The organism is Pseudomonas sp. NS1(2017) (assembly GCF_002269425.1).
Classification (GTDB): domain Bacteria; phylum Pseudomonadota; class Gammaproteobacteria; order Pseudomonadales; family Pseudomonadaceae; genus Aquipseudomonas; species Aquipseudomonas reactans.
Map to the genome: position 1 here is coordinate 1,177,970 of NZ_CP022960.1, position 12,776 is coordinate 1,190,745.

At 64.5% G+C, this 12,776-nt stretch carries 8 protein-coding genes; all 8 read right to left on the bottom strand.

Annotated features, from left to right (window positions below):
- Positions 1–75: 75 nt before the first annotated feature.
- Genes CI807_RS05750 through CI807_RS05785 form a run of 8 tightly spaced genes read right to left on the bottom strand, consistent with a single transcriptional unit; the run spans position 76 to position 12,776 of the window.
- Positions 76–1,785, bottom strand: a complete 1,710-nt coding sequence (locus tag CI807_RS05750) for an SUMF1/EgtB/PvdO family nonheme iron enzyme (protein WP_095014003.1) — start codon at positions 1,783–1,785, stop codon at positions 76–78.
- Complete coding sequence (locus tag CI807_RS05755; protein ID WP_095014004.1) at positions 1,778–2,962, bottom strand: ABC transporter permease; 1,185 nt, start codon at positions 2,960–2,962, stop codon at positions 1,778–1,780. Before CI807_RS05755 ends, CI807_RS05750 begins: the two co-directional genes overlap by 8 nt.
- Complete coding sequence (locus CI807_RS05760; RefSeq protein WP_095014005.1) at positions 2,962–3,666, bottom strand: ABC transporter ATP-binding protein; 705 nt, start codon at positions 3,664–3,666, stop codon at positions 2,962–2,964. Before CI807_RS05760 ends, CI807_RS05755 begins: the two co-directional genes overlap by 1 nt.
- Complete coding sequence (locus tag CI807_RS05765; protein WP_095014006.1) at positions 3,666–6,623, bottom strand: serine/threonine-protein kinase; 2,958 nt, start codon at positions 6,621–6,623, stop codon at positions 3,666–3,668. Before CI807_RS05765 ends, CI807_RS05760 begins: the two co-directional genes overlap by 1 nt.
- Positions 6,620–7,339, bottom strand: a complete 720-nt coding sequence (locus CI807_RS05770; protein ID WP_028618488.1) for a PP2C family serine/threonine-protein phosphatase — start codon at positions 7,337–7,339, stop codon at positions 6,620–6,622. The genes CI807_RS05765 and CI807_RS05770 overlap by 4 nt, the downstream gene beginning before the upstream one ends.
- Entirely contained in the window at positions 7,340–7,993 is a 654-nt protein-coding gene (gene tagF, locus CI807_RS05775) for a type VI secretion system-associated protein TagF (RefSeq protein WP_095014007.1), read from the bottom strand.
- Entirely contained in the window at positions 7,990–11,490 is a 3,501-nt protein-coding gene (gene tssM / locus CI807_RS05780) for a type VI secretion system membrane subunit TssM (protein WP_095014008.1), read from the bottom strand. The genes tagF and tssM overlap by 4 nt, the downstream gene beginning before the upstream one ends.
- A complete protein-coding gene (locus CI807_RS05785; protein WP_095014009.1) occupies positions 11,487–12,776 on the bottom strand; it encodes a DotU family type VI secretion system protein in 1,290 nt (429 codons plus the stop codon). Before CI807_RS05785 ends, tssM begins: the two co-directional genes overlap by 4 nt.

The following is a 12,776-nucleotide window of genomic DNA, read 5'->3' on the forward strand; positions in this document are numbered from 1 at the left end:
CTCGTTTAAGTTTGACTTGCCCAGCACGGCCCACCGCCGCCTGAGTCCCTTCCAAGCTCGCCATACAGCCAGCGCTCATCGCTGACCGCTCGCTGCGAGCAATTCCTTCAAGATCGTTGCCGGGTCGGCCCGCTGTTGCTTGCGGTAGTTGCCGACATGGCGAACGAACAGTGTTGCGCGCGTCACCAGGCTCTTGCCGAGCACTGGCTTGCGATCCAACTCTTCCTTGATCCGTTGAAACTGCGCCTGGATCACCGCATCGGTGTAACGCGTGCCGGTGGCCAGGTTGTCGATATAGATCGCCACCGCGCCATCGAGCGCGCTACGCCCATTGGCAATCGCCATGTCGAACAGCTGCGCGCTGGCCTCGTCCTTGTTGTCCAGGGACTGTTGGCGGCTCTTCTGCAGGTTGGCCAGGCGGATGTTGTAGTTGGCGATGGTTTCGGCCACCAACGCGGCCGACTGGATCAGGTTGCCCGCCGCCTCTTCGCGTTGCTGGGCGATCAACGAGACGTTGCGCTTGAGCTCTTCGTTGACCAGCCCCAGCTCGGCTTGCAGCTTGGGGTCGGCACTGGCGGCGATGATGCTGTCCAGGCGTTTGGTCGGGTCCTGGGCGTCGTCGATGGCGTCGGTCAGCGAGGCCAGACGGCCTTCTTTCTGCCACTGGGCGAACAGCTCCTTGTAACGCGAGCGCGGCGCCGACAAAGCGCCGATCGCCACGCGGAAACCAGTGGTCTCGTTGCTTTGCTCGGTGCCGTCGGCGGCGAACAGCGGGTACTCGCGGCGCATGCCGGTGAACAGCGTGCCCTCGCCTTCCAGGTAGTTGCCACCCTTGACCACAAAGCCGCCGTAGGTGCCCTGGCGACGCCCGGCGTGCACCAGTTGGAAGGATTCCTGGACCATTTCCGCCGCGTTGCCGATCACATCGAACAGACCGATCGGGTTGGGCAACTTGGTGCCGATAGGCATCAGGCGCGCGGCCTGGCCGGTACCGCCGGCGACCTGGTTGAACACGGCGTAATCGCCGAGCGGGCCGTCGCTGTCACTGCCTTCAGTACGGCGCGGGAACAGCCGCGCTTCCAAGTCCTGGCGGCTGACGGCATGACCGCCACGCGCGGCGAATTCCCACTCCACTTCGGTGGGCAGGCGCACAAAACCCAAGCCGCCGTCGTCCGCCGAAGAGCCGCGCCCGCTGACCGGCAGCAACTCACGGTGGTATTTCATCAGCCAGGCGCTGTACACCGCCGAAAAACGCTCGGCCTCAAAGCGCGACAGCTTCACCTTGGGCAAGCGCCCGGCCATGCCGGTGGGTGCGTCGCACGCAGGCGCGGGCTCACCACTGGCCAACGACTGCGCCTGGGACATCACCTGGGCGTACTGGCGTGCGGTCACTTCGTACTTGCCGATGAAGTACAGCATAGGCTTGAGCGGGGTCTTGGCGTCGGTCTTCGGCATCAACGGCGCGATGACTTTGTTCCAGTCTTTGGGCAGGTCCTTGAGGGTGAACTGGCCATTGATGAAGTCGCGGCGGTAGCCGGAAATGAATGACTGCTGATAGCCCGCCTCGCCTTCGGCAAAGGGGTAGCCGAGGCTGATCTCGCGGTCATCCAGGGTGCCTTGGGCCAGCACGTAGGCGTAGCGGAACACCATGTTGCCTTCGCACGGCAGCGGTAGGCTGACGTCGCCCTCCAGCGGTTTGGGGTTGTCGAGTTTGTCACTCGCCTCATCGGCCCAGGCCATCGAGGCCAAGGTCAGCGCCACAGAGGCGCCCAGTAACTTATACATCTCTGATTCCTTCAGAAGCCTGGATCCGCGCCACTCGCCAACCACCACAGGCCGCCGCCACGGCGCTGACGCCCATGACTGCAACCAGGGCCAGGCCGTAATGACGCGCCAACAGGTGGCTGGCGTGTTCGCCCGGCACCTGCACAAATAACCTGTTCAACGCCGCCTCGGCCATGCCATACAGGCCGGCACTGAGCACAGCGGCGAAACCTGCGCTGTACAGCGCCTGCACCACCACAAACAGCAACAGCCCACCGGTGGAAAACCCCAACAGGCGCAACACCGACAATTCCCGACGCTTGCGCGCCACCGCGGCCAACGCCCCAGCAAAGATCGCCGCAAACGCGCCCGCCAACGCCAACCCGCAGATCACCCAGAACACGATCGACAGGTTGCGGCTCAACGACTGCACCTGCGCGATGGTCTGCGCCTGGGTCGATACCAGCAGGTTCTGCCCGGCGAAAAACACCCGCAACGGTTCTACGTCGGTGAGGTTGCGCGCATACAGGCGGAATGCCGGGTACACGCGTTGTTCACTCACACCGACCGCTTCACCCTCCCAGCCCAACGCCGGTACTGCACGGCCATCACGGTAATCTTCTGCGGCTTCCAGCACTTTCAAATCGGCAAACAACCCGTCACGGGTGAAAGCTTCCAGCGGCAATACCGCCAGCACCTGCAAGCGCGTGCGCTGGGCCTCGAAGCGCCCTGCTACTTGCCGCGCAAAACTGGCTTCCAGCCAATCCCCCGGCCGCGCCGCCAGCTTCTCGGCAGCGGTGTGGCTCAGCACGATCTGGTCCAGGCCCTTGGGCACCGGCAGACCCGTCAGCAAGGGATCACCCGAGGCGGTCGGCAGCATTTCCAGGGCCAAGGTGCCCACCTGCGCGGTCGCCGCAATTTGTCGCGTACGCGGCAGTGCAAACGCCACATCGCTGCGCTGGCCGAGTTGCTCGATAAAGGCGCTGCTGAATCGACCACCGCCCAACGGAATAATTTCACGGGTGGCGGGGTCGGTCTGCAAACGTTCGGTCAAACTGCTAACCAGTCCAAATTTCAGGCCGAATAACACCAGCAACGGTGCGATGACGGCGACCAGCGCCAGCACCGAACAGGCCGACAGCCAGGCATCGTTGCGATAGTCCTGCCAGGCCAGCGACGCCACCAGACCGAGGCGCATCAGCACACCTCCCCTAGGGTCGCGGTGACGCCGCCGTCGGTGTCGCGACGGCAACTGATGCGCCGCACCTGCAAGCCACTGGCGCGGGCCAGGGGTTCGTCATGGGTGGCGATCACACAGGCGGCACGGTGCTCGCGCGCCTGGGCCAGCAGCGCCTGCATCACGCGCTCGGCATTCAAGGGGTCGAGGGACGCCGTCGGTTCATCCGCCAACACCAGTTGCGGCGCATGGGCCAGGGCGCGGGCACAACTGACGCGCTGGCGCTGGCCCACCGAGAGCGTCGCCGGTTTCTTGGCCAACTGGTCGCCGATCTCCAATTGCTCGGCCAGGCGCGCCACGCTGCCGTCGTCTTTCAAGCCCAGCAGTTGCCGTGACAAGGCGATATTGCCGCGCACATCGAGAAACCCCAGCAAGCCGCCGGTTTGCAGCACGTAACCCAGATGCTGGCTACGCAGCGCAGCCAGCGTGGATTGCTGATCACCGCGCCACAATCCGGCAATGTCCTGCTGATGAAATTCAAACTGCCCGACCTGATCCGGCGCCAATACCAACGCCAGCAAATCCAGCAAGGTGCTTTTGCCACAACCGCTGGGCCCGACAATCGCCAATTGCTCACCCGCACGCAGCGTCAGCGCCGGAATCACCAGGCTGTAGCGCTGACTGCCGACACCCCGGCTCTTGTGCACCGCGTTCAGGTTCAGCATCACGGCAACGTCGACAACGGCACGCGGTACAACGCGTCACCCGGCTCGGCATCGCCGAAACGGACCCAGTTGGCCAGGTCATTGTGGAAGGTTTCGTAGAGGCGGATCTTCGAGTCCAGCTCGTCGATAAAGTCTTCCTGCTCGGCCACGCTCAACGACAACCACAGGTCCTGGGTCATGTTCAGCGACTTGCTGCGGTACGGCAGGCCTTCCAGGTATTCGCCGAGGATGCCGCCGTCGGCCAGGTTGCCGCCCTTGCGCAGGGCTTGTGGGTCGCGGCTCATGTAGGCCGAGGCGCTGGCGATTTCCTGGAAGAAATCCCTGGGTGAAGTCTGGGTCTTGCGCGCTGCATCGACGATGAGTTTCAGCGACTGCTGCAGGTCGTTGAGCTGCAGCTTGGTCAGCATCACGCACACCTGGAACGCCGGCAGCGCCGGGTTGGTCAGGTCACGGTCGGCGGTCCAGGCGCTGACCAATTGTGGCGCCTGGCTTGCAGTTTTGCGCCCGAGGAAATCCATGTGCATGGCATAACCGACGGCTGCGGATTTGTCCGCCAGGCTCGGTGCGCTGTTCAGCAACGGCACCGGCTGCGGCGTGTTGCTGCGCACCTGGTGCACGAGGTTGGCGAACACCGTGCCGATCTCATCCACACGCTCTCCGAGCTTGCGCACATCACCACCGGGCACCGCCGTGTAGAGGTCGCCGATCTGCGGGTTGGCATCAGCGGTAAGGATGCGGTACTGGCTCTCGGCACCGGCATGGGTTTTCTTGCCGGCGTCGGTACGCAGGTGCAGGGCGTAGATCTTGATCTGTTTGCCCAGCGCGGCCTGGCGTACCTCGGCTTCGTTCATCTGGGTGGCGGCAAACGGGTCGTTCTTGCGCAGCGCGCCGGCGTCGGTGACCAGCAGGATGATGCGTCCGCCATAGCCGGACCAATCCATGCCATCCACTGCCTGCATCACGCCGGCGAACGCATCTTCGTTGAACGAATGGCTGGACACGGTGGACGCCCTGACCTGGCGCGCCATGTCGAGGAAACGTTGCGGGTCGCGGCCCTGATCGAGGGTGATCAAGGTCTTGGCGACGTATTCCAAGCCAGGGGTTTTCTTGATGCTGCTGCGAAAGCCGACCATACCGAAGCTCACGCTGTCCAACTCGCCGCGTTCGCCGATGCGCGTTTGCAGTTCGTGCACCACGTCGCGGACCTGGTCGATGTAGGGCTGCATGGAAACGGTGGTATCCACCACCAGCACAACAGCCGTGCGGAAGGCGTCGGCATTGGCGTTGATCACCGGCGTGGCCGGTTTAGCGGCGCTGCTGCCTGGGTCGATGGAGGCCACATTGAGCAACTGCACCGGCTGGCCGTTTTCGTCGAAGCTCTCTTTGGAATCGAAGATCGGCAGCAGGTAGAACTGGTTTTGCGGCACTGCACTGGCGGTCGGTTCCAGGGCCAGGATCTGGCTGTTGTCCTCACTGTTTTTCTGCGCCTTGGCCAGTGCGCCTTTGGCGGCGGCCGGGTCAGCCAGCAACTTTTCCACTTCAGCGGATTGGCGCAGGAACATCACCGGCGCGCGGCCTGAACGCTCGGTGAACTTCAAGACCAGGCTCTGCTTCCAGTCGCTGACCTGGGACGCAGGCAACCAACCATCACTGCGGCCATCGGTGGCGGCGCCGACGCGCACCCACGGTCTGCCGTCAACGTCCTTGCGCTGGTAGACATAGAGCACGGAAAACGCCGGCAAGGCCTTGCCCGGCGCACTGGCGGCGTCGGTTGAAAGCTTGGCGCCGGGTTTGCTGAGGACGCGCTGGAACAGGGTTTTCTTGCCCGCCATCAGCAACGGACGCTGGCCGCCATCCACTTCTGCCACAGGCGGCGCCACTGGCGGCACAACCACCGCAGCCGGGGGTTTGGCCACAGGTTCATCGCTGCCGCTCAACCACCAATAACTGGCACCGCCAATCGCCAACGCAACCGCCACTGCAACAGCGGCGAGTGCCAACACCGGCCCACGGCGCTGCTCGCTGTGCTGGGACGGCGGCACCACCGGTTGGCGCACCGGCTGGGGTTTCTCGGTGGGGATCTCGATGGATTCCGGGGTGATGCCAGCCAGATCAAAACTCATCGGGATCGGCAACGGCCGCACCAACGTAGCCTCTGGCGATTCCGACGGCAGGTTATCCAACGCCCGCAACAACGCCGCCGCATCCGCGAAACGCTCCGCCGGATCCTTGGCCAACAGCTTGCGCAGCACCTCCTGATAACGACCGTGGTGCACCGGCAATTCGGGCAGCGGTTCAGTCAGGTGCGCGAGCGCCGTGGAGAGTGCATCAGTGCCGGTGTACGGCAGCTTGCCGACGAGAATCTCGTACAGCACCACACCCAACGCGTACAGGTCGGCGCGACCATCAATCTCTTGGCCCCGCGCCTGTTCTGGGCTCATATAGCTCGGCGTGCCCACGGCAAACCCGGCCTGGGTGAACTGAGTGCGATCATCCAGCGACTTGGCGATTCCGAAGTCCGACAGCACCGCAGTACCATCGGCACGGAACAGAATGTTCGCCGGTTTCACATCGCGGTGCACCAGGCCCTGGGCGTGGGCATAGCCCAGCGCCGAGGCGATCTGGCGGATCAGCGTCACGCCCTGCTCCGGCGCCATGCCGGCGGCGATGCGCTCCTTGAGCGTGCCGTTGGGCAGGTATTCCATGGCCATGTAATACAGCTCACCGACGTTGCCGATGTCATGGATGGTCACCGTGTGCGGATGCGACAAGCGCGCCAGGGTCTTGCCCTCACGCAGGAAGCGTTCGCAGAAGCTCGGGTCAGCCGCCAATGCCGCCGCCATTACCTTCAACGCCACTTTGCGCTCCAGGGAGCGCTGGGTCGCCAGGTACACGCTGGCCATGGCGCCTTCGCCGATCTCGCCTTCGATGTCATAACCGGGAATGACGATGTTCATGCCGATACCTTCACAACGATGGCGGTGATGTTGTCCGGCGCACCCCGGTTGAGCCCCAGGTGCACTAGGCTGCGCACGATTTCATCCGGCGTGTCGTGGCCGAGGACTTCGCGGATCTCATGGTCTTCGACGGTCTTGTTCAGGCCATCGCTGCACAGCAAATAGCTGTCACCGGGGGCAATCAGCAGGTCAACCACCGCCAGTTCCAGGTGCGCTTCCACGCCAATCGCACGGGTGACGATATTGGCGCGTGGATGCGTGCGGGCGTCGGCTTCGCTGAGCAGGCCGCTGTCTTGCAGGTCTTGCACGTAGCTGTGGTCGCGGGAGATGCCTTCCAGCACGCCGTCGCGCAGGCGGTACAAGCGGCTGTCGCCAGCCCACAGGCAAACGCCGCGCAGGCCACGGGCGGCCAACAGCACCACGGTGCTGCCCATCATGGTCACGCCACGGTGGGCGGTTTCTTCGCGCACGGCGGCGTTGATGCGCAGCAGGTCGTTGCGCAGCGCCGCCGTGTATTCATCCAGCGAGCGCCCCACCGGCACGCTGCGCAGGCTGTCGACGATCAGGCTGCTCACGTAGTCCCCCGCCGCGTGCCCGCCCATGCCGTCGGCCACCACCCACAGGCGGTTTTCCGGCAGGTCCAGGCAGGCGTCTTCGTTGACCTGGCGGACCATGCCCACATGGCTTTTGCTCGCGGATTTGTACGTCGACCCCATCTACACCACACCTTCTTGTCCGAGCAAAAACTGCGCAAAATCGCCGGCGGCAGGCAGGCCCTGACACCGCAACAAACCAGGGGAAATCGTCTGCGAGCCACGGCCCCACCACAGGCTCGCGCCTTCGCAGGCCTGTTCGGCCAGGGCGGTCATGCGCCCGTGAGGCACGGTGGCGGCCACCCGTTGCAAGCCGGCGAAACGGCCACCCACCGCGCGCGGCTCGCCCGCCGGAAAGCCCAGGCTGTCGAGGCCGTCATTAAAACTTTCGAAGGTGGCGCCGGCATCCAGGGTGCTGAGCAGCAACGCTTCGGCCTGCTCAAACCAGGTGTCCGGCCCGCCCACCAGGGACGCAGGATTGGTGTCGTGGTCGAGCAAGGTCACCACCGCCAGCGGGAAGTAACGCCCGACCCGGTCGATGCTCGGCATCACCACACCCGCCGCCGCGTCCGGTCCGCATACACCCGGCGCCAGCACAAAGCGCCACAACGGGCTGACCAGGTAGGTGTTGAGCCAGTCGCCGCCCAGGCTGCTCTGGCTGGCGAGCAGACCCGCCGCCAACCAGCTGTCCCACGGGCCGATAAAACTCTGGGGTAGTGCGCGGCTGACAAAGTCACCACGACTGGCCAACTTGCCGTAGAAACCCAGCGTCGTCATAGCCGCTCCGGCAGGCTGAAGCCACTGAGCACGCGGCTCTTGAACGGGTTGAAGGCGCTGTTGGCGCGCAGTTCATAGGCAATGCTCGCACCGTCGACACGCAGGCGCAGGTTGAACCGGTCCGGGGAATTACCAGCGGTGAGGTCCGACTGTTCCAGCAAGCGGAACCAGGCCCACGGCCCGTCCAGGGTCACGCCGGAACGGCCACTGGCCGACGGCGGCATGATGGAGAGACGCACCACGCCAATGCTGCCGGGGTTTGGCCATTGCATCGCCACTGGGCGGCTTGGGCCGTGGTCGTAGCTCAGTTGCTGACCGTCCAGGTCCAGCAGGAACTGGGTGATGGTCGGGTCCATCGACACCGGCTTGAGTTCGAACCGCACAATCGGCTGGGTGCCGCCAGCGCGGAAGAACGCATCGCGGATCGTCGCTGCGCGCTGGAAGGTTTGCAGCACGCCCGGAGCAATGCCGAGCTTCTGCGCCGCGCCCGGCTGCCAGCGCCAGGTCTGCGCGGAAGTGTCTACGTAAGGCTGCAGGTATTTGCGGAAGTAGTTGTCCATCACCCCGCCGACGCCGAAGAACATGCCGAAATCATCCAGCGTCGCGTCTCGCGCACTGCCCGGCGACATCGGGTAGCGGCCGGCCAGGGACTGGCGATACACGTTGACCACTTCGCTGAGCCAGGCCGCGTTCAGTTGATTGCGCACCCCGCCCATCATGCTGTTGGTGGTGGAATTGACCACCGACTTGACCATGCCCTGCACCAGCGGCGGCTGGCGTTCGGCATTCAGGCTGACCCGCGTGGCCGCCGCTGCCGCCTGGTTCTTCGCCTCACCGAGCAACGCATCGCCGCTGGCGCCGACCATGGCGCTGACCTGCACGTACAGCGCGTTCATGTCGGTGAGCAGGCCATCGATGGCCGCTGGCTCGCCTTCATTCTTGCTGACGATGCTGTTGAGTTCGGCAAAGTGTGCGGTCACCGGATCATCCGCAGCAGCAGGTGCATTGGCGGTCGATTGTTCCTGGCCGAGCAGGCTGCCCAGGCGCTCCTTGAGCTTGTCGACGCCGCCTTCCACCGGCACGCCTTTAGCGGCCAATTGGCGCTCTTCGGCTTGCAGATCGGTTTCCTTGGCCACCGCCACCAGCAGTTTTTTCAGCGGCGAGCTCGGGCCGGATATCACCCGCAATACGTCGGCCGCCTGGGCCACGCTGGTGATCGGCACAAAGTCGATGTCCGCCAGCAACGCATCCCACTGGCGCTGGTAATCCTGGAAATACAGGCGGCGTACGTCGGCGGCGAGGCTCACCACGTTCTGCTGGTCGGCCTGTTCGTGCCCCAACACCCACTGCTCTTCAGCCAGGGTGCCGGTCTGGTTCAGGCTGCTCAGCAAAAACGCCTGGCGATAGCCCTTGGCGGTGAAGAACCCACTCAACGGCTCGCCCAGCGGTTTGCCACTTTTGCGGCTAAACACCAGCGCCGCGTCACGGCCGGCAGCTTCGTTGATGCGAAAGTCCGGGATGCCTTCTGGCAGTTTCTGGCGCTTGACCCGGTCATACACCCGCTGGGCCACCGGCAGTTGTTGCAACTGACGGCGCAGGTCATCGATCAAGCGCGGGTCGAGGCGTGCATTCGGCGGATGGCGTTCGAACAGCGACTGCAAGTGCCCGGCCAATGCCTGGCGTTGGTCCGCCGGCAAGTCGCGCGGCAGGTTACGGTCCCAGTCGAGGGCGATCCAAGCCTTGATGAAGTCCGGGTCGTAATGCTCGGCATCGGCGAGCATCAGGTAGGCCTTGAGGCCTTCGTAGAGGAAGTCGGAATTGCCACCGCCATGCAGTTGTTCTTCGATGCGCGTCACCAGGCGTGGCGCGAACACGGCGATCAACAGCTTGCGGTAGACGCTGGCGGACTCGGCTTCAAGCATGTCGCCCTGGTACAGCCCGAGGCCTTCGGACCAGCTCGGCGAGTCGCCGGCCAGGTTCTTCACGGCGTTGAGCAATGGCAGCACCGCGAGGATGTCACGCTGCGCGGGGCTCAGGTTCTGCACGGACTGGCCCAGCGGTGCGACCTTCTGGTCGACCTGGGCGATATACGCCTGGTTGGCGCGGTAACTCACCCACCACAAACCGCTGACCACCACGACAGTCGCCACGGTGGCGGCCAGCACGCCGCGTGCAATCCACTTGCGTCGGCGCTCGACCTTGGGGTTCACCCCGACCAGTCCACGCTCGGCAAACGCCACGGCGGTGAAGAGTTTTTCGATGAAGTAACTGCGCCCTGTGCCGCTCTGACGCGCCAGGTGCTGGCGGTCCAGGTTCATGCTTTGAGCCATGGCGCCGATCAGGCGGTCGATCGGGCTGCCTTCCTGGGTGCCGCTGGTGAAATACACACCGCGCAGCAACACGCGCTCTTCAAAGGCATTGGGCTTGAACACGCCTTCGAGGAAGCTTTGCAGGCAATCCTTCAACGCACCGAACTGCTGCGAGAAGCCGTAGATCAGGTCGCGGCGCGCCGGGTCGCGTTCCTGTTGCAGGCGTTCGACCAGACGTTCGTTGAGGCGCTGTTCCAGGCCGGCGAACTCGCTTTGCAGATGTGCCAGCGGGCTGTCGCTGTTCTTGCCGTCGTCCAGGGCAAAGGTCATACCCCACACCTGCGCGCGCTCTTCCTTGCTCAGGTTGTCGAAGAACTCCATGAAGCCCGGCACCAGGTCGAGCTTGGTCAGCATCAGGTAGATCGGAAAGCGCACGCCCAACTGGGTGTACAACTCCTGGATCCGCAGGCGGATGGCGGCGGCATGGGCGGCGCGCTCGGCGTCGGTGCCGAGCAACAGGTCCGACAGGCTGATGGCGATAAAGGCGCCATCGATCGGGCGACGTGAGCGCTGTTTTTTCAGCAGGTCGAGGAAGCCCAGCCACGCGGCTTTATCCACCGTGGAGTTGCTGTCCTGGGTGGTGTAGCGCCCGGCGGTGTCGAGCAACACAGCCTGATCGGTAAACCACCAGTCGCAGTTGCGCGTGCCGCCAACACCCCGCACGGCACCGGCGCCCAACTGTGCCGCCAGCGGGAAATGCAGTCCGGAGTTGACCAGCGCCGTGGTCTTGCCCGAGCCCGGTGGGCCGATGATCACGTACCACGGCAGTTCGTAGAGATTGCGGCGCTCATCGCCGCCCAGCTTGGCCTTTTTCAGCAGCGCCAGGGCCTCGTCCATGCGCTGGCGAAGGGTGGTGAGTTCTTCGGCGGTGGCAACGCTGTTCGGGTCAGCCGGGGTTTCGGCGGCCAGGCTGCGCATCACTTCGGCGGCCTGACGCCGCGCCTGGATAATGCGGAACACGCGGTAGGCAATCCACACCGCGAACACCAGGATAATCAGCGCCCAGCGGCGCCCTTCCGGCACCAGCAAGTCGAGCAACGGCCCGACAAACCAGATGATCAGGCTCAGGGCGATCAGGCCCAGCACGGGGATCACCCAGCGAATCATGAAACTGAAAAACGCCTTCACTCGACGCCCTCCGCCAATACGGTGATTTCAACCCGACGATTGCGGGCGCGGCCTTCTGCGGTGGCGTTGGTCGCCACTGGCTCGGTGTCGCTTCGGCCCTCGGCGCTGAAGCGCTCCGCCTGGCCGGTCTTGGCCGCGAGGATTTCCAGCACAGACTTGGCCCGCGCTTCCGACAGCGCCCAGTTGGACGGGAAGCGCAGCGTGGCAATCGGGCGGTTGTCGCTGTGCCCGGTCACGCGCACCTGGCCTTTGACTTTGCGGATGGCATCGGCGATGCGCAGCATCAGGGGCTGGTAGTCATCGACGATGCTGGAGCTGGCGGACGCAAACAGCTCGTCGCCACGAATAGTCACCACCGAACGGTCGACCGCATCTTCCACGGCAACGCGCCCGGCCTTGATGTCTTCCACCAGGAAACCGGCCAGGCGTGGGCGCTCGATCACTTTGGGTTGTGCCACCGGGCGGTCGATGGCCTGCACCGGGATTTCGCCCAATGCGTGAATGTTCTTGAACACCGGCTCGGCATCCGACGCCAGCTTCATGCGCAAGCCAAACAGCAGCGCCAGCAGCAACGCCAGGCCGATGGCCACGGCGATCCACGGCGGCATGAATTGCGCCAGGCGATTCCGCGCCACGGTCACGCCCCGCCAGTGTGGCGACAGTTCACGTTCGTGTTCGCCACGGGCGCTGCGAATGGCGGCAGCCGTGCGTTCACGCAGGGTTTCCAACTGACTGCGGCCGTCGTTCATTACGCGATAACGGCCTTCAAAACCCAGGCACATGCACAGGTACAGCAGCTCCAGCAGGTACAGGCGTTCCCTTGGACTTTGCAGGCAATGGTCGAGCAACTGAAAGACTTTCTCACCGCCCCAAGCTTCGTTATGCACGGTGATCAGCAGGCTCTGTTTGCCCCAGTCGCTGGTGCTGCCCCAAGGCGTGCTCAACACCGCTTCATCCAGCGCGGTGCACAGCGCGTAACGCGCCAGCAGCACTTCGTTGCGGGCGATACCGGCCGCTTCGGCGCGTTCTTCGAACTGGCGCAGATACGCCAGCAACTGTGCGCGCAGGCTGGCCGGCGCCGGGTGGGCGATGGTGTTACGCAGGCGCGTCAGCAGGGCCAACAACGGGCCGGCGGCGCTTTCCAGCGGGTTGAGGCCCTGGCTCTTGCCGGTGAGCATCGGCGCGGCCGGCATGGCCAGAGGTGAAGGTTCGGCACGCGCAGGCTCCGGCGCCCGGCCGCCCGGACGCGGCATGAACTGGGTGCGGTCATCATCATTGGGATGCAT